We start from the raw sequence: 18,472 nt of genomic DNA, 5'->3' as shown, positions 1-18,472 counted from the left end.
CTCTACTTTGTCGATTTTGGTTAAATATTGCATAAAAAAAACTTAGCCTTTAAATGCCTTTGTTTTCTTTATTAAAAATTTATATCAAAATATTTTAATCCCGAATGATTTTATTCATGGTTTATACAAACCGTAAATAAAAAAGTTTCACTAATTTTAATTTATTTTCTTTAAAATTAAATAACTGTAAATGATATACTTAAGCCTTATAATTTCTTTAAAATTAAAAAATATTGTACTTTTTGTAATATACAGAATAAAATAAACCTCGTAAATCAGCGTATAATTGGTCTAATTAATTTAACAATGAGCCCAAAACACTTATGCTGGCATTACTATACTTTTTTTTTATTGGTTATAGCGCCACTTCCGATTTTATTTTCCTGTAATAAGGATCCTCTTATTAAGCCAGACAGTTCAATATCAACAAATGCTGTAATGGCTAACTTGGCTACCACGAGTAACGTGAGGACGGGGTCGATTTTACGTGAAGAGTGGGACGGACTTACCGGGAACGACGTGTCGGACATTCCTTTGCAAACCACTCCAACATCCAGCAGCCAATTAACAGCGCTGGAAGGGCCCGTGAATAATGGGAGTAATTATGGCGATAGAATGAGGGGTTATATTTACGCCCCCACAACCGGAAATTATACGTTTTGGATAGCCGGGGACGATGCCGCCGAATTATGGCTTTCACTTGATGACAATCCGCTAAACAAAATAAAAATAGCAAGAACCTTGAGTTGGACAAAAGTTAGAGAATGGACTAAATTTGCTTCACAAAAATCGGCGGCTATTGCTCTTAAGGCGGGGCAAAAGTATTACGTAGAAGTTTTGCACAAGCAGGGAGCGGGCGGCGATAACGTTTCAGTACAATGGACGTTGCCCGGTAATATGACAGAAACGCATATACCAGGTTCAATGCTTTCGCCTTACGTGGCGCCTGCCACCATAACAGGTACAATTTTACGCGAAGAATGGGATAATATTACAGGTAACGATGTAATAGATATTCCCCTCCACGCTGCACCAACCTCAACCAGCCAGATAAAAACTTTGGAAGGCCCGATAAATTACAAATCAAATTATGGGGATAGGATGCGGGGGTATATTTATCCGCCAACAAGCGGAAATTATACTTTTTATATAGCGGGCGATGATGCGGGACAGTTATTGCTTTCAACTGATGATAACCCGGCAAACAAAAAAATTATAGCAAGTACACTCAGCTGGACAAACTTTAAGGAATGGACTAAATTAGCATCGCAAAAATCGGCTTTAATAGCCCTACAGGCCAACCACAAGTATTATATAGAAGTATTGCACAAGCAAGGCGGCGGCGGTGATAACGTTTCGGTACAATGGACCTTACCTAACAATATCACTGAAACGCCTATACCCGGTCACCGCCTTTCGCCATTCTTACCAACTTTAGCTACTTCAGTTTACAAGCCGTCAAAAATAATTAACCTTACCGGCGCTCACGATATAACTATAAGCGGCGAATCAATTATCGGGGGCTCGGTACCTGCAATTACGTTAACTAACTGCTACAACATACACATCACACAAAATAAACTATACAACTCCACTGATGTTGGCATTTATCTTTACCAATGTAAAAACATAACCATCGACTACAATTATTTTAACAATGTAAGCAGCGGGGTTTATGCCGAAAAGACGACAAGCGGCGGTATCGTTGTAAACTACAACCAATTTTTGAACATGGCTGGCCCCTTTCCGCGCGGTCAGTTTGTACAGTTTAACACCGTAAGCGGTGCTGGCAATTCTATAAGTAACAATAAGGGCGAGAACATTTTCGGGCAAAGTTATCCTGAGGATGCCATTAGCTTGTATCAAAGTAGTGGTACTGCTGCCAGCCCTATTATTATTAATGGCAATTGGATAAGGGGCGGCGGACCAAGTTCAAGTGGAGGTGGTATTATGCTTGGCGATAATGGGGGATCATACCTTATAGCATCTAACAATATCCTGGTCGATCCGGGCCAATATGGAATGGCTATAGTCGGCGGCGATCACAATTCCATTATCAATAATACCATTTACGGTAAACAACAATATTTTACCAATGTTGGCCTTTATGTGAACACCATAAACGGATATAAAATTACCAATAGCAATGTTTCAAACAACAAGGTAAATTATTATAATTCATCTAACTACAATAATAATGCATGGTTATCGCCTAATGATGTTAAACCGATAGGCTGGGATGGGAACAGCTGGGGCGCAAAAATTGATGCTTCAATTTTGCCAGCAGTTTTAATGAGTTACCATTAACGTCAATAATTAATTAAATAAACTCAATTTTTTCATTTAAATTAATTAACAATCGTTTTTTAAAAGTAAAAAAATCAAATCTTAGTATCCATGCAAAAGATTTGATTTAATTTATTAAAAAATGAGCTTGAAAAACTTAAAGTGCAGTAGCTATGCTTTTTTGGTGCCATTGATCTCATTATTTGCAGTTGCTGCATCATGTAACATGGATTTTTCTCTAAAACCCGACAATGCAACAGCATTAAACGGTAAAATGGTAACTAAGGCCAATTTCGCGGCTGTTACTTCAGGGGCAATTTTACATGAAGAATGGGATAATGTTACCGGTAATGATGCATCCAATATTCCGGTACAAACTATTTTAAGCTCGAGCGGGCAGGTATTTGAAAGGGTCGACTTGGCTGTGCAGGTCGACTGTTAACAGACCCTGTTTACAGGCTCTGTTAAGGACAATTCAGAATTTGGCGAAATAGCTAACAGAAGTATTCCGTGAAATCGGCCGACCACGTCGGCTGATACACGGTCCGATGAGCATGAACCTTCCGGCATTGCTCACAAATTCTGTTTACCGTGAAATTTGAACTTATAACATCATTCTTTTAAAACCGACCGATCGTTAAAATTTTGGCAAAAAAAATTCCTTGCAATTATTTCGCCTTTTTAAGTCATAAATAATCAGATTATTATCACCTATTGGCGACATAACAACTGATGATATTTTAAATCAATATCGGTTGTAATTTCTCCCTTTTTAGAAGTAATTAAGCGCGTTTAAGACGCAATAAGAGTAAATAAGGGTATTTAAGCGACTTAATTTCTCCATCAAATTAAATTCTCAAAGAAAATTATTTTTGAGAACCATCTTAGAACCAAATATAAGAAATACAACGCCAATTATCCAAGAATTTGGACAAACGAAATATTCATAACTTATTAACAATGAGTTATTTACTTGTCGTAAGTTGTCGTAACTTTTGGGTGTTTGTTGGGCCTACTTGCCGATACAGAATTTACTAAAAATATTTTCCAGTAAATCGTCGGTTGTAACCGCACCGGTTATCTCACCTAAATAATGCAGGGCTTGTTTAATGTCCATCGACAGGAAATCGGATGTTACAGTATCTATTCCGGCCAATACCCTTATCAGGGCTTCTTCGGTTTTCTGCAGGGCTTCTAAGTGGCGGATGTTGGTTACAAGGGTTTCGTGGCCGGTTAGCTGGTCTTTTATTGCAGTACCGTAGATCTTGTTTTTCAGTTCATCGATATGTTGTTTTTCTTTGGCCGATATAATAATTGCCTTTTCGGTATGCGGCAGTGCCGATATTTGTTCCGCATTTAACAGGTCGGCTTTATTAGCTACAATAAGCATCGTTACGCCAGGCTTTTGCAGGCTTTCTATATCGCTGTTCAAGTCGGCAAGGCTTATTTCACCGGCATCATAAACATATATTAACAGGGCGCTTTGGCTTATCTTTTCCATAGTACGCTGCACCCCTATCTGCTCAATGGTATCTGTTGCTTCTCGGATGCCTGCCGTGTCTATCAGGCGGAAGTTGATACCTTGTATATTCAGTACCTCCTCAATTGTATCGCGCGTTGTGCCTGGGATATGGCTCACTATGGCCCGCTCTTCATTTAAAAGGGCGTTTAACAGGGTTGATTTTCCAGCGTTTGGCCTTCCTGCAATAACGGTGTTCACACCATTTTTAATGGCGTTACCCAATTCAAAAGACTGTATTAAGCTGCCAATAACGCGAGTGATCTCGTGGGTTAACTTTTTTAACTGATCGCGGTTAGCAAATTCAACATCCTCTTCGGCAAAATCAAGTTCCAGTTCTATCAGCGATGCAAATTGCACCAACTGATCGCGCAGTTGCTGTAACTGGTTACTAAAGCCGCCACGCAATTGCTGTAAGGCAATCTGCTGCGAAGCTTTAGAATTTGATGCGATTAAGTCGGCCACTGCTTCGGCTTGTGAAAGATCGAGCTGCCCATTTAAGAATGCCCTTAATGTAAATTCGCCTGCTTTAGCAGCGCGTGCGCCATTTTTTATAAGAAGCTTAATAATGGACTCGATAATATAATTCGACCCATGACAAGAGATCTCTACCACATTTTCTCGGGTATATGACCGCGGTGCAACAAATAACGAAGTTACTACCTCGTCAAGCTCCAGGCCGCCATCCACAATACGCCCAAAATGAAGCGTATGCGACGCCTGTTTGGTAAGGTCTTTACCCATCCAAACCTTTTGGGCAATAGTTATTGCTTCGGGCCCCGAAAGCCTGATAACCCCTATTGCCCCTGCCCCGTTTGGTGTAGCAAGCGCTACTATAGTTTCTTCAGTATAGTTCATGGATAATGGTTCATGGTTCATGGTTCATGGTTCATGGTTCATGGTAAAAACCATGAACCGTTATTAATTGCGAAGTTCGTTATTTTCAGTCAATGTTATGTCCACCATATGCCATAAACAATTATCCCGCTATTCCTAAGAACTACTAACCATCAACCAAAAAGTTTTAACTTCGCCACACTATGGTAACTTTTTTTGAAGCTTCGCTCGATACAATTTCTGTACACCACGTGGGTAACCAATCTACAGGTGAAATGTATGCCCTGTCAGAAAAACCACTGGAACTTAAGGATGAGATCATCCCCAACCTATTGATGCAATACTTTTTAAAACCATTCGAAAAAGTTAACGAGGTTTACCACTTGATGCATAGTAGCAGCGACCTGGCACTTAACGAACTGCATAATTTTGCTACCAAAGTTTTCGATGATCAGGATAAATTTCAGGAAATGTCTGAGCAGATTGCTAAACACTTATATAAAGTTAGCACACACCCTAACATTAAAGGCGGCGAACTTTACGTAGTGTACTTTAACAATGTACAGATAGAAGGCAATCCGTTAGATGCTATCGGCATCTTTAAATCTGAAAATAAAGAAACCTACCTTAAAGTATACCCACACCAGGGCGGTTTCGCGGTAGATTATGAACAGGACGCCATCAACATAAATAAGTTGGATAAAGGTGTGCTCATCTTTAACATTGAGAAAGAAAATGGCTACAAAGTAGTTGTGGTTGATAAAGTAAGTGGGGGGCAGGATGCCGCCGTATATTGGAAAGATGAGTTCCTGCAGCTAAAGATCCGTAACGATAGTTTTAACCAAACCAGTAATACGCTGGGAATCTACAAAAACTTTGTCACCCAAAAGCTTGACGATGAGTTTGACATGAGCAAGGCCGATAAAATAGACCTATTGAACCGTTCGATGAAGTACTTTAAAGAAAGAGAGACCTTTGATTTGGACGAGTTTAGTGAAGAAGTGATCAATAATCCTGAAGCCATAGCGTCCTTCAAAACCTTTAAAAGCCAGTATGAAGAGGAATTTGACACCCCGATAGCTAATAATTTTGAGATCTCCGGCAATGCCGTAAAAAAACAAGCCCGCATCTATAAAAGCGTTTTAAAACTTGATAAGAACTTCCATATTTATATCCACGGTGATAACAAGCTGATTGAAAAAGGCTTTGACGACGACAAGGCAATGAATTATTACAAGGTTTATTTTAAAGAAGAGGCATAGATCACTGTAATTTATCAATACAGGTTGTAGTTAACTGTTTACAAAGTGTTTATATAACGCAAGTGTATGTTCACTTTTGCCGGTTATAAAATCGGACAGAAGATGTTTTTTTGGGGCCATGGCGTTAGTTTTTTACTAATCTAAAACTAACGTCATTTCGAACAAGGTACGAGGAAAAATCTTCTACGCCATACTAATCGCCGACCTATTAATTGTAGAAGATCTCTACTATCTATCGTTCGTTCGATAACAGTGGTGAGATTCTTTAAAACTCCGGCAATATCCCCTCTAATCCCCAACGCTCTTCTATACCTAAACCAAATAACGCAAAATCGTATTTAACGGGGTCGAGCGGGTCAAGTTCGCGGAGGTAGTGTGTTAGTTCGAGGGCGGTTTGCCAGTCGGTTTGTTTGCGGGAAATGAGTTTTAGCTTGCGGGCTACACGGTCTACATGCAAGTCGCACGGGCAAATCAGGTTGGCTGGTTTCAATTTATTCCAGATGCCAAAATCGACACCATTATCATCCTTACGTACCATCCATCGTAGAAACATATTTAGCCTTTTACAAGTGGATTTTTGTGATGGCGACGAAACATGCTTTTTTGTACGGTGCGGAAAATCTGGCAGGGAAAAGAAATAGGAACGGAAATGGTTGAGGGCAGCTTCGGCTTTGTTTACCCTGTCATTCTGGGCATCGCGAAGAATATACTCGCTGTTAGATGCTTCACTATCGTTCAGGATGACAAAAGGCTTATTTGAAGGTACAAACGCATCTTCCAAACTCTCAAAATTCTCATAATGCCATCTAAAGAACGAGATGAAATATAATGTATCTATATCGTTAAAGGTACGGTGTTTAAAATGAAGTAGTTTCTTAAGGTCAGGTTCCTCGTGATTGATGATAAAATCATAAGGTGCGCCATCCATTAGGGTGATGAGCTCCTTGCATTTATTAATGATGGTAACCCTTTGTCCCCATGCCAGCGTTGCTGCCCAAAAACCCATGATCTCTATATCCTGCTTTTTATTGAACATATGCGGGATGCTCACCGGATCATTGGCAATAAACTCCGGGCGGTTGTATTGGGCTACTTTTTGGTCGAGGAAGGCTTTGAGGTTATCGTTCATGCTAATCAAAAAACGTCATTGCAGTAAGGGTCAACTAATTCGGTTATCGAATTAGTTGACCCTTACTACAATGACGCGTGGGTTTTTATTGGCCTAAGCCAACGCTTGTTTCAAATCCTCTAACAAATCCTCGATATCCTCTACCCCTACACTTAGGCGTAGCAGGTTATCTACCACACCGGCTTTGTCGCGTTCGGTTTTGGGGATGCTGCCGTGGGTCATGCTAACGGGGTGGTTTATTAATGATTCCACACCGCCCAACGACTCTGCCAAAGCAAATACTTTAAAGGATGACGCGATGCGGAAAGTTTCCTTTAAGTCTGCATCTTTTAAAACGATAGAGATCATGCCGCCAAAATCGCGCATTTGCTTTTTGGCAACGTCATGATTTTTAGAATCCGGGAAACCGGGCCAATAAATTTTCTCAACACGTGGATGGTCTTTCAAAAACTCGGCAACCTGGCGGCCGTTCTCGCAATGCGCTTTCATGCGCAAGTGCAGGGTTTTTATCCCACGCAATACCAAAAAGCTATCCATAGGGCCTGGCGTAGCGCCGCAGGCATTATAGATAAACCAAAGCCTTTTGTAAAGTTCCTCGTCGTTCAGCATCAGGGCACCCATCACTACGTCACTGTGGCCACCAATATATTTGGTAACCGAGTGCATTACCACATCGGCACCAAGGTCGATCGGGTTTTGCAGATATGGCGAGGCAAAGGTGTTATCCACCACAAACAATAAATTATTAGCCTTACTGATCTTGCCTATCGCCTCTATATCTACCACTTGCATGGTTGGGTTGGTTGGGGTTTCTATCCAAATCAGTTTGGTTTTATCATTCACATATTCGTTGATAATGTCTGGGTTCGACAGATCAAGAAAATGGAATTTGATACCATAGTTAGCATAGATCTTGGTAAAGATGCGGTACGATCCTCCATAAAGGTCATTACCCGTAATTACCTCATCGCCCGGGGCAAGCAATTTCATTACGGCATCAGTTGCGCCCATACCGCTTGAAAATGCAAGACCGTATTTGGCATTTTCCAATGCAGCCAAACAATCCTCCAGCGCTTTGCGGGTTGGGTTTGTACCGCGCGAGTACTCGTACCCCTTATTATCTCCCGGCGATTTTTGCCAGTAGGTTGATGTTTGGTATATCGGCGTCATGATAGCGCCGGTAGTTGGGTCGGGCTCCTGCCCTGCGTGTATTGCTTTAGTTCCGAATTTCATGGGATGGTAAATGGTTGATTATGTTAAGTGGTGAGTGGTTGTCTATCTATGAATGATTGAAAATTTCAACCATCACTAATCAACTACTCACTACCCAACTGTATTGTACTTTTTAAATATTCAATGTATCTGTTTATCAATTTCAAACAGCTTTCATATTCTGATTGAAACGATTGTAAAACTTCTTTTGTAATAATTTCCTCATCTAACGCGATAATTAAATGATCCAGGGTTTCGGTTAATGACCCTCTTGCAATAATACAAAACCGGATGTTATCCTGATAATGAAAGCGGCCATGCCCTTATGCCAAATTATTACCAATAGAACGGGAAGAACGTATAATTTGGTCTGCTAATCTAAACTTTTCTTGAGCCGGAAATTTCTTTATAAGATCAGAAACCAAGTTTCTGATCTTGCGTGACTCTTCCATGTTTCAAGTTCAGTAAAAGATGCCATATCGTTAAATGCTTTTGTTTGTTATACTGTTGTTGACAAGGCAAGTACAGCTAAAAACCACTTAACTCAATCAACCACATACCAACAATTAATATGCTCTCGCAAACAACACCCTCTGTGTCGACGGATTACCTGTCAGGATGCATTTGCCTTCTTCCTGTTTATTGTTCAAAGGTATACAACGGATTGTAGCCTTAGTTTCATCTTTTATCTTTTGTTCCGTTTCTGACGTACCATCCCAATGGGCCGATATAAAGCCCGGCTGCTCGTCTAACAGGCGTTTAAATTCGTCGTAGCTATCAACCTCAGTAGTATTCTCCGCACGGAAGTTTGACGCCTTGCTGTAAATGTTCGCCTGGATCTCTTCTAATAAAGCCTCGATGTGCGCGGCAAGGCCCTCCTGGTTTACCGTTTCTTTGGTTTTGGTATCGCGGCGGGCCAATTCAACCGTACCGTTCTGCATGTCGCGGCTGCCTATGGCAACGCGCAATGGCACACCTTTCAGCTCGTACTCGGCAAATTTGGCACCGGGGCGGTGGGTATCGCGTTTATCAAATTTTATGCTGATGTCTTTAGCACGCAGTTCTTTTGTTAACGCGTTTACAAACGTGGTGATGTTTTCTAACTCTTCGTCGTGCTTGTAAATTGGCACAACAACCACCTGTATTGGCGCTAATTTTGGAGGCAATACCAAACCGGCATCATCAGAATGTGCCATAATAAGCGCGCCTATTAAGCGGGTTGATACACCCCAAGAGGTCGCCCAAACAAAATCCTGTACGTTTTCTTTATTAGTGAACTTTACATCAAACGCTTTGGCAAAATTTTGCCCTAAAAAGTGAGATGTACCTGCCTGCAGTGCTTTACCATCCTGCATCAAAGCCTCTATACAATAGGTGTCTAACGCGCCAGCAAACCTTTCATTTGGCGTTTTACGGCCTTTTACAACCGGTAATGCCATCCAGTTTTCGGCAAAATCGGCGTAAATGTCCAGCATTTGCTCGGTTTCTGCTATAGCTTCTTGTGATGTTGCGTGTGCGGTGTGGCCTTCCTGCCACAAAAACTCGCTGGTACGCAAAAACAAACGGGTACGCATTTCCCAACGCATTACGTTAGCCCACTGGTTAACTAAAATAGGCAGATCACGGTAACTTTGGATCCATCCGCGGTAAGTATTCCAAATGATGGTTTCTGATGTTGGGCGGATAATTAATTCTTCCTCCAATTTTGCATCTTCATCCACAACAATATTACCTGTTCCATCGTTCTTTAACCTGTAGTGCGTTACTACGGCACATTCTTTAGCGAAGCCCTCTACGTGGGCAGCTTCTTTAGAGAAGAAAGATTTTGGTATAAGCAACGGAAAATATGCATTAACATGCCCGGTCTCTTTAAACATTTTATCGAGCACGGCCTGGATCTTTTCCCATATAGAATAACCGTACGGTTTAATGATCATGCAACCTTTGACAGGCGAATACTCGGCCATGTCAGATTTAATTACTAACTCGTTAAACCATTTCGAATAATCTTCGTCTTTACTAATAACACCTTTGCTCATATATTGATTTTTGGAATAGAAATTGACTTTGTTATTAATATTAATAACGCCCAAATTTATAAATTTATACGTTTATTTGACCTTAGAACTTTACATCCTTACAAAATGAATAGGAATCTTATTAAAGGAATGATTTTGATTGGCGCGGTAGCGCTGAGTTCCTGCTCCGTTAACCGAACTACATCCACATCTAAAAGCAACAACGACGACGTTTATTTCTCTCACGCGACAGCTGCAGAGGAGCCGTTTTACATAACCCGGAACGACCAATACAACCAGGATGGCGACGAGCAAACCGACGAAGACGATTACTTTTACTATGACGATTATGCATCGCGCATAAACCGTTTTGGCTATTACTCCCCTTTCGGTTATTACAATAACCTGTATTATGGCTATGGCGGCTACGGCGGCCTTGGTTATGGCTACGGTGGCGGCTGGAACATTGGCAGTGGCTTTGGTTACGGCGGCTTCGGCTCGCCATGGTATGGCGGTGGCTTTGGCTACGGCGGCGGTTTTGGCTATGGTTACCCGTGGGGTGGTTATGGTTACGGCGGCTTTTACTCTCCATACTCGTTCTGGGGAACAGGGTATGGTTATGGCGGCGGCTTTGGTGGGGGGTACTCTGCATACCGCAGCAACCCACGCCCATACAGGGGCAATGGCAGCCCGGGCAGTTCATTTGGCAACCAGGGCCGTACCGCATTTGGCGGCCGCGGCGGTACCAGCAACATAGGGTATTTGCCTGGCCGTCAAAGCAGAAATGGAGCTGCCGGTATTAGGCAAACCACTAATGGCACCTATAATGACAGGAACTCTGCCCGTCAACAAAGGCAGCCTCAAAACTACCAACCAAGCGTTGAACGCTCTGCACCTGCTTCATCATTTGGTGGTGGCGGCCGTAGCTCTGGTGGTGGTGGTGGCGGTGGCAGACCGGCAAGGAACTAAGTATTAACATCAACCTAACTCATTTTATGAAATTTAAATATGTACTAAGTGTAATTGCTATAGTAGCATTTACCCAAAATACTTTTGCCCAATACTCCCAGGATGCCATAAGGTTTTCGCAAACTACAACGGGTACAACATCGCGTATTAAAGCAGTTGGGGGCGCAGGTACTGCCGTTGGCGGCGATCTGAGCAACGTTAGCGGTAACCCTGCCGGCCTCGGTTTTTTTACCCGCTCGGAGTTTAGCATTACACCAGAGTATAGCAATAACAAATCAAATTCGAGCTATCTGGGCCAGTCAAGTTCTGCTACCATCAATAAGGTTAATTTGAATAACGCGGCAATTGTAATTTACAATCAGCTAACCAAACCGGCCGGTGCCGATAAAAACAAAGGCTGGTTAAGTGTTAACTATGGTATTGGCTTTAGCCGAACAAACGATTTTAATCAAAATATAAACTACGGCGGTACAAATAATGCTAATTCAATAAACGATTACTACTCAAGCCAAGCCAAACAATTTGGCACTGATGAGGGCAGTTTAGGAGGGTGGGCTTTTGAACAATATTTAATAAACTCGCAATTAAACAGTAACTCCTTGCCAGGCACCAAACAGGCTGCTGTTATTAACAGGAGAGGAAGCCAATCTGCCGTTGATTTTTCGTTAGGAGGCAATTACAGTAATAAGCTTTATTTAGGTTTGTCATTAAGCTTTACCGATATAAGCTACAATTCGTCTAACGCGTTTTTTGAAGACGGCACATTAGCTACAGCAAATGCTGGCGCTATCAATCAAGCTTACAGTTCAGATTACGTCCAAAATCAAATTACGAGGGGTACTGGTTTCAGTGCTAAACTTGGTGTTATTTACAAACCTGTTGAAGCAGTACGTTTGGGCGCAACATTCACCTCTCCTACTTTTTATAATATTGATGATACGTTTAACGAAGCGCTTGCAAACCGCATAGCCAATGGCAATAATCTTGCCAACCAATCTCAAGATTATCAATTAAATTATAACCTGCGTACACCATTAAAACTGGCAGGCGGCGCGTCTGTATTCATCAAAAAATTTGGTTTTATAACCGGTGATGTGGAGTATGTTGATTATAGTACTACGCACTTAAGCAGCAATGACAACTACAATGCGGACCGCAAAGATAACCCTGAGATAAAAGGGTTATACAAATCGGCCGTTAATGCGCATATTGGTGCAGAAGCCCGTATAACCAGTTTCTTTTTACTACGTGGTGGTTACGGCATACAGGGTGATGCCCGTAAAAGCAACGGCAGCGATATTAAAACCACAAGCGGTGGCATAGGCCTGCGCTTTGGTGCATACTATGTTGATGCTACCTACGCACACTCTACCGGCACACAAAACCTGTTCCCATATGATATTGGCGCGGGCAGCCCTGCAGCCATGTTAAGGAATACCGCTAATAATGGTTACTTAACTTTGGGATATCGATTCTAAGAGGTTAGGGATTAGTTAAATTCAAAAAGGCGATGAGTTTTACTCATCGCCTTTTTTGTTATTCATTGAATTAGAGCTAATCTCTAATCTTCATTAACGAAAGACCTTAGCATCCAGGTGTTTTTCTCTTTAAATTGCATAAAGCGATTCACCATATCATTGGTACCATCATCGCCTGCATCAGCGGTAATATCTAAAATTTGGCGTTCCATTTCTATCAGGGCAGCCATATCCTCAATGAGGGCTTTAATCATATCGGTATCTTCTAAGCCGATGGTTTGAATCTCTTTAAGGGTTGATTGAGAGATATAATCATTAAACGTGCTATATGGTGGCTTGCCTAAAGTAAGGATCCGCTCCGCCAGTTCATCAATAGTGGTTAGGGCTACGGTATAAAGTTCTTCAAACTTAACGTGCAGTGTAAAAAAGCTTTTGCCTTTAACGTTCCAATGGCAACCCCGTAATTTTTGGTAGTGGATATGGTAATTGGCAAGCAAGTCGTTCAAGTGGTCAACTACTGGTTTTACTTTTTTTTCTTCTAAGCTTATTTTTTCAGCGTCCATGATGTGTTAGTTTTTGTTATGATAACAGTTTTTTAGCGGTCTTTGTTTCCAAAAGTTAATATGTTTTGATATAAATAGCCATATTTGCACACTTAATGACAATGCTACAACCATTTATCTCCCAAGCCCTAAATGGCTCCATTTGGCGCCTGCAAATTGATGGGTTAACAGATACTATGGCCATTGAGATCCGTAACGAAACGGATAAGCAAACGAGCTTCGCATCGCTTAATTTAGAATCCGGCGAAGTGCATTTTACCTCCTTTACCCTACCCGAGCGCTGGCTCACCGGTATTGAAGCTGTTTATAATAGCGTGATACTTTTACACTACTACAAACACGAAAGCGGCCCCGAGCACAAATCCATTATTGCCATTGACGCCACCACTTCAAAAGAACTTTGGAGTAACTACAGTTTAGCGTTCGATCATCTTTCTACCAATGGGCCGGTTGTTTATAATACCAGCTTCCAGCCAAAAAAATTGACACTGATAGATGTGCTTACCGGGCAAATTGTAAGGCCCTATGATGTAACTAAGGATAAACCTTTAGAGAATAATATAGTCGTACCTGTAATGATACCCCCCGCAGACATGGTTCCGGGCACTTTGCCCGATGAGCCTTACGGAAATATGGTGCATTACCTAAACCATAATACTTACAGAATTGTATCTTTGCACACTTTAAAAAACAGGGCTTTACAACAGCACCTGTATATTATGGATGGTACTGATGTAGTTTACCACGATTTATTGAACCAGGATATACAAAAATTACAACCCGAGGCGTTTGTATTACATAAAAACGCACTGGTTTATATAAAAAAAAAGGCCGAAATAAAGGTTTTAAAAATATAAATTACTGAATAAGAATTTATTATGAAATTTAAAATACTACTATTATCCACCGTTCTGCTCAGCATAAGCTCTACATTATTTGCATCAGCCCTGCCCGATTCTGTTGGTGTTGAGAACCTGAATGGTAAAAAAGTTATCCTGCATAAGCTCGATCCTAAAGATAATTACTACTTGCTTGGCCGTAAGTATGGTGTTAGCCCAAAGGTTATCCAAACGTTTAATAATAATGCCAAAATGCAAATTGGCCAGATCATTAAAGTACCTACCGAGCGTTCTATCATGGAAACAACCAAGCCTGTAATTATAGCGCAAGCCCCCGTAGTGCAGCCGCAAACCAAACCGGTACAACAAGCACCGGTTGCCACCAAACCGGTAGAGCCGGCACCTGCTAAAACGCCCGTTTTAACCCAACAACAAACGGTTCAAAAAGACGAGCAGAAAGCCGTTCAAGCGCCTGCTACAACCCCGGGCACACAAGAATATAAAGTATCGGCGCATGAAACCTTGTATTCTATAGCCAAGCGTTTCAATACAACCGTTGAAGCGCTTACCACCCTAAACAAATTAAAATCTACTACGCTATCACCCAGACAGGTTTTGATCGTACCCAATGGCACAACCGCCGCTCCGCAAGTGCAGCCTGTTGTTGCAACTGACGCCCATGTTGATACCGTTAAACGCGATTCAACTTACGTTGCTTCTGCTATCGATAGCGCAACGCACAAACCGGGTAGTAACAAATACGGCCTGTTCGAAAAAAACGAAAAAGGCGTAGCCACCTGGATAGATGACGCCAGCCTTGACCCTAATAAGAAACTGGTTTTACACCGCACAGCCCCTATAGGCACCGTTATGCGCATAACCAACCCAATGAATAACCGCACCACCTTTGCTAAAGTAGTTGGCCGCTTTACAGATAGCCAATCTACCAAAGACGCGGTAGTAGTGATGACCAAAAATGTTGCTGAAGCATTAGGCGCGCTTGACAAACGTTTTCATGTAAATATCAGCTACGGTACACCTAATGAATAAACCTTATGTAATTGGCGTTGCCGGTGGCAGCGGATCTGGTAAAACCTTCTTTTTAAAATCCTTCCTGGAACACTTCAGCGATGACGAGGTTTGCCTGGTATCGCAAGATGATTACTACTTCCCCGTGGCGCATAATATGACCAAACTGGAGAACCGTGATTATAACTTCGATTTACCATCAACTATAGATCATGACCACTTTGAAAATGATATTTTCAAGCTATTGAAGGGCGAATCATTTATGAAGCAGGAGTACACTTTTAATAACCCTGACGCTATCCCCAAAATGCTGGAGATAAAACCCGCACCTATTATTATTGTGGAAGGCCTTTTTATCATGCACTTCGGCAAAATTAAGGATGTACTTGATATGACCATATTTATTGAGGCCGAGGAACACATAGCCCTGCAGCGCCGCCTAAAGCGCGACCTGGAAGAACGAGGCTACTCTAACGAAGACGCATACTATAAATGGGTAAACCACGTTTTACCGGCTTATAAAGAATACCTGTTACCCTACAGAGATATCTGCAATAAGATCATTATTAACAACACCCAGGAAGCGGCTGATATCATTAAAATAACGGACGAGATCTCGCAGGAACTGCGTGATAAGGTTTTAAGCTAAATCGAAAAGTAAAATCTAAATTCTGTAATCTAAGTTAAGTATCAATCGCAGTTGAGCAGCAGATCGTAATACTTTTTCATTAATACGGTATCGTAGTTCACAAGGGAGTTGTAAGCTTCGGTAACCAACTCATTCAAAATGGATGAGCCGAGCTGCCCTGCGCCATTTGTAATGGAATCGTAAAGGGTAATAAGCTCTTTAACCCTAATAATTTCGTACAATAACTTTTGGATCAGATCAGTTTGCGCACCGGTCTGTATCCCATGAGAGTTATTGAGAAAATCTAAAGGATCGTTGGTGGAAGATGTCATTTGCAAAATTAGGACCGGCTTTTGTGTTTCTCTAAACTTTCTATTCTTAACTTATCTAGACAACAAAAGGCTACAACTTGTTTTTAATATTTTAATATTTTTCGGACTAAATAGCAAAACCCTCTTTTAGAGGGTTTTGCATTATAAAAAAAAAGTCTGATTAGTTGTTATCAGTAGGCTTGCTATCCGGGCGGGGCAATAAAGCCTTGCGCGATAGTTTCAATTTACCTTGCTTATCAACATCAAGTAGTTTAACACGTACTTCGTCGCCAACGTTAAAGATACCATCCATGGTCTCGATACGGCGGTGGTCAATTTCAGATATGTGTAACAAACCATCTTTACCCGGCATAATCTCAACAAATGCACCAAACGGCATAATTGATTTCACTTTACCTTCGTAGATCTCGCCAACTTCCGGTTTAGAAGCAATAGCGCGGATACGTGATAAAGCCGCGTCGATAGCGTCCTTGTTATCACCAAAGATCTGAACAATACCTTGTCCGTCTTTTTCTTCGATAGAGATAGTAGCACCTGTTTCGCGCTGCATTTCCTGGATAATTTTACCGCCGGGGCCAATAACCGCGCCAATAAATTCCTTGTCTATCTTGATCATTACAATACGCGGAGCGTGTGGTTTGTAGTCCTCACGTGGTGCAGTAAGCGTTTTGGCCATTTCGCCAAGAATATGTAAACGGCCATCTTTAGCCTGGTTTAACGCATTGGTTAAAACTTCGTATGATAAACCGTTTATCTTCAAGTCCATTTGTACAGCAACAATACCGTTTTTAGTACCTGTTACTTTAAAGTCCATATCACCTAAGTGATCTTCATCACCCAAAATGTCAGAAAGGATAGCATATTTAGTCCCCATTTCGTTAGTGATCAATCCCATTGCAATACCAGATACCGGGTTGCTGATCTTGATACCTGCATCCATCAAAGCCAATGTACCGGCACAAACCGTAGCCATTGATGATGAACCGTTAGATTCTAAAATATCAGAAACGATACGAATAGTATATGGGTTTTCTGCCTCGGCAGGTAAAACACGTTTTAACGAACGCATAGCTAAGTTACCGTGCCCGATTTCGCGGCGGCCTGCACCCCTGTTAGGGCGAACCTCACCGGTTGAAAAACCAGGGAAATTATAGTGTAACAGGAATTTTTGGTAACCATTGATGAAAGCGCCATCAATCATTTGCTCATCATCCTTAGCACCTAAAGTAACGGTGGTTAATGATTGTGTTTCGCCACGGGTGAATACAGCAGAACCGTGAGCAGATGGTAAGTAACCAACTTCGCTCCATATAGGGCGAATCTGGGTAGTAGTACGGCCATCTAAACGTTTGCCTTCGTCTAATACAAGGTTACGGATAGCATCATATTCCACATCGTGGTAGTATTTTTTAGCTAATGATTTAGTGATATCATCAATCTCGCCTAAAGTAGCGATGTAAGCATCTCTAACTTCTTTAAACTTAGCGGTACGCTCATCTTTACCTGATGCCGCACCTGCAATAGCGTAAACCTGGTCATAAGTAGCGGCATAGATGGCTTTTTCAAGCTCGTCGTTACTGTGCTCATGGTTGTAAACGCGTTTAACAGTTTTGTTAAGCTCGGCAGTTAATTCTTTTTGCGCTAAACATTGTACTTTGATAGCAATGTGTGCAAATTTAATAGCTTCAACCAATTCGGCTTCCTGTATCTCTGCAGATTCGCCTTCAACCATGTTGATATCGTGCTCGCTACCGGCAACAATAAACTCTAAAGTTGCAGTCTGTAACTGGGTTAAAGTTGGGTTAATAATTAGTTTACCATCCACTTTAGCAACACGTACTTCAGATATAGGGCCATTAAATGGAATGTCTGAACAAGCTAAGGCGGCAGAAGCAGCTAAACCTGCAAGGCAATCCGGCATAATATCTTTATCGGCAGATATCAATGATATCATTACCTGTGTATCCGCATGATAATCATCCGGGAACATTGGGCGCAATGCGCGGTCAACCAAACGAGAGATCAAAACCTCATAGTCTGACAAACGTGCTTCGCGGCGTAAAAAACCACCCGGGATACGACCCGTGGCAGCGTATTTTTCTTGGTAATCAACAGAAAGAGGTAAAAAATCGATACCTTCTTTTGCTTCCTGCGATGATACTACCGTAGCTAATAACATGGTATCACCCATTTTAATTACTACAGAGCCATCGGCTTGTTTGGCCAGTTTACCGGTTTCGATCTCAATGGTGCGGCCGTCACCTAAATCAATAACCTTTTTAATTACGTTTAAACTCATCTTGTTTGTTTTGTGGTACGCTTTTCATCTTTCGGAGCGCACCGGTTTTTATGTGTGTGTATAATAGTTTCA

The 18,472-nt window shown here is 41.6% G+C and carries 15 protein-coding genes and 1 pseudogene; 8 read left to right on the top strand and 8 right to left on the bottom strand.

Annotated elements, in window-relative coordinates; genetic code table 11:
• The first annotated feature begins 438 nt into the window (after positions 1 to 438).
• Complete coding sequence (locus NAF17_RS03770; protein WP_252756645.1) at positions 439 to 2,307, top strand: PA14 domain-containing protein; 1,869 nt, start codon at positions 439 to 441, stop codon at positions 2,305 to 2,307.
• A 127-nt stretch (positions 2,308 to 2,434) separates the two neighbouring features.
• On the top strand, positions 2,435 to 2,728 hold the full coding sequence (locus NAF17_RS03765; protein WP_252756644.1) for a hypothetical protein: 294 nt from the start codon (positions 2,435 to 2,437) through the stop codon (positions 2,726 to 2,728).
• Positions 2,729 to 3,298: 570 nt separating this feature from the next.
• Here the strand turns inward: NAF17_RS03765 and mnmE are convergent.
• A complete protein-coding gene (gene mnmE, locus NAF17_RS03760; RefSeq protein ID WP_252756643.1) occupies positions 3,299 to 4,684 on the bottom strand; it encodes a tRNA uridine-5-carboxymethylaminomethyl(34) synthesis GTPase MnmE in 1,386 nt (461 codons plus the stop codon).
• Positions 4,685 to 4,845: 161 nt separating this feature from the next.
• On the opposite strand from mnmE, the gene NAF17_RS03755 reads away from it, so the two are divergent.
• Positions 4,846 to 5,904, top strand: coding sequence for a nucleoid-associated protein (locus NAF17_RS03755; protein WP_252756642.1), 1,059 nt, complete (start codon positions 4,846 to 4,848; stop codon positions 5,902 to 5,904).
• A gap of 265 nt (positions 5,905 to 6,169) precedes the next feature.
• Here NAF17_RS03755 and NAF17_RS03750 read toward each other — a convergent pair whose 3' ends face one another.
• The 4 genes and pseudogenes from NAF17_RS03750 to proS form a co-directional block, all read right to left on the bottom strand.
• A complete protein-coding gene (locus NAF17_RS03750) occupies positions 6,170 to 7,033 on the bottom strand; it encodes a TIGR02757 family protein (RefSeq protein ID WP_252756641.1) in 864 nt (287 codons plus the stop codon).
• Between the two features lie 93 nt (positions 7,034 to 7,126).
• Complete coding sequence (locus tag NAF17_RS03745; protein ID WP_252756640.1) at positions 7,127 to 8,266, bottom strand: cystathionine gamma-synthase; 1,140 nt, start codon at positions 8,264 to 8,266, stop codon at positions 7,127 to 7,129.
• Between the two features lie 83 nt (positions 8,267 to 8,349).
• A pseudogene (locus tag NAF17_RS18230) lies at positions 8,350 to 8,697 on the bottom strand (four helix bundle protein).
• Between the two features lie 114 nt (positions 8,698 to 8,811).
• Positions 8,812 to 10,284, bottom strand: coding sequence for a proline--tRNA ligase (proS, locus tag NAF17_RS03740; protein ID WP_252756639.1), 1,473 nt, complete (start codon positions 10,282 to 10,284; stop codon positions 8,812 to 8,814).
• A 105-nt stretch (positions 10,285 to 10,389) separates the two neighbouring features.
• Between proS and NAF17_RS03735 the strand changes: the two genes are divergently transcribed.
• A complete protein-coding gene (locus NAF17_RS03735; RefSeq protein ID WP_252756638.1) occupies positions 10,390 to 11,232 on the top strand; it encodes a hypothetical protein in 843 nt (280 codons plus the stop codon).
• A gap of 26 nt (positions 11,233 to 11,258) precedes the next feature.
• The gene (locus tag NAF17_RS03730) at positions 11,259 to 12,710 is read left to right on the top strand and encodes an OmpP1/FadL family transporter (protein ID WP_252756637.1); all 1,452 of its coding nucleotides are present in this window, start codon (positions 11,259 to 11,261) and stop codon (positions 12,708 to 12,710) included.
• A gap of 83 nt (positions 12,711 to 12,793) precedes the next feature.
• On the opposite strand, the gene NAF17_RS03725 is transcribed toward NAF17_RS03730, so the two are convergent.
• Positions 12,794 to 13,273: a Dps family protein gene (locus NAF17_RS03725; RefSeq protein WP_252756636.1), complete on the bottom strand. Its 480-nt coding sequence runs from the start codon at positions 13,271 to 13,273 to the stop codon at positions 12,794 to 12,796.
• Between the two features lie 101 nt (positions 13,274 to 13,374).
• Between NAF17_RS03725 and NAF17_RS03720 the strand changes: the two genes are divergently transcribed.
• From NAF17_RS03720 to NAF17_RS03710, 3 genes are read left to right on the top strand one after another with little or no spacing between them, the layout of a single operon-like run.
• A complete protein-coding gene (locus tag NAF17_RS03720; RefSeq protein ID WP_252756635.1) occupies positions 13,375 to 14,130 on the top strand; it encodes a DUF4905 domain-containing protein in 756 nt (251 codons plus the stop codon).
• Between the two features lie 21 nt (positions 14,131 to 14,151).
• Entirely contained in the window at positions 14,152 to 15,162 is a 1,011-nt protein-coding gene (locus tag NAF17_RS03715; protein WP_252756634.1) for a DPBB and LysM peptidoglycan-binding domain-containing protein, read from the top strand.
• Entirely contained in the window at positions 15,155 to 15,790 is a 636-nt protein-coding gene (locus NAF17_RS03710) for a uridine kinase family protein (RefSeq protein WP_252756633.1), read from the top strand. The genes NAF17_RS03715 and NAF17_RS03710 overlap by 8 nt, the downstream gene beginning before the upstream one ends.
• 41 nt (positions 15,791 to 15,831) lie before the next feature.
• On the opposite strand, the gene NAF17_RS03705 is transcribed toward NAF17_RS03710, so the two are convergent.
• Positions 15,832 to 16,101, bottom strand: coding sequence for a hypothetical protein (locus NAF17_RS03705; RefSeq protein ID WP_252756632.1), 270 nt, complete (start codon positions 16,099 to 16,101; stop codon positions 15,832 to 15,834).
• Positions 16,102 to 16,261: 160 nt separating this feature from the next.
• Positions 16,262 to 18,400: a polyribonucleotide nucleotidyltransferase gene (pnp, locus tag NAF17_RS03700; RefSeq protein WP_252756631.1), complete on the bottom strand. Its 2,139-nt coding sequence runs from the start codon at positions 18,398 to 18,400 to the stop codon at positions 16,262 to 16,264.
• Between the last annotated feature and the right edge of the window lie 72 nt (positions 18,401 to 18,472).

The organism is Mucilaginibacter aurantiaciroseus, from assembly GCF_024055595.1.
Taxonomy (GTDB): domain Bacteria; phylum Bacteroidota; class Bacteroidia; order Sphingobacteriales; family Sphingobacteriaceae; genus Mucilaginibacter; species Mucilaginibacter aurantiaciroseus.
Note: the sequence above shows the minus strand (reverse complement) of the source record. Positions and strands in the feature narration are given on the sequence as shown.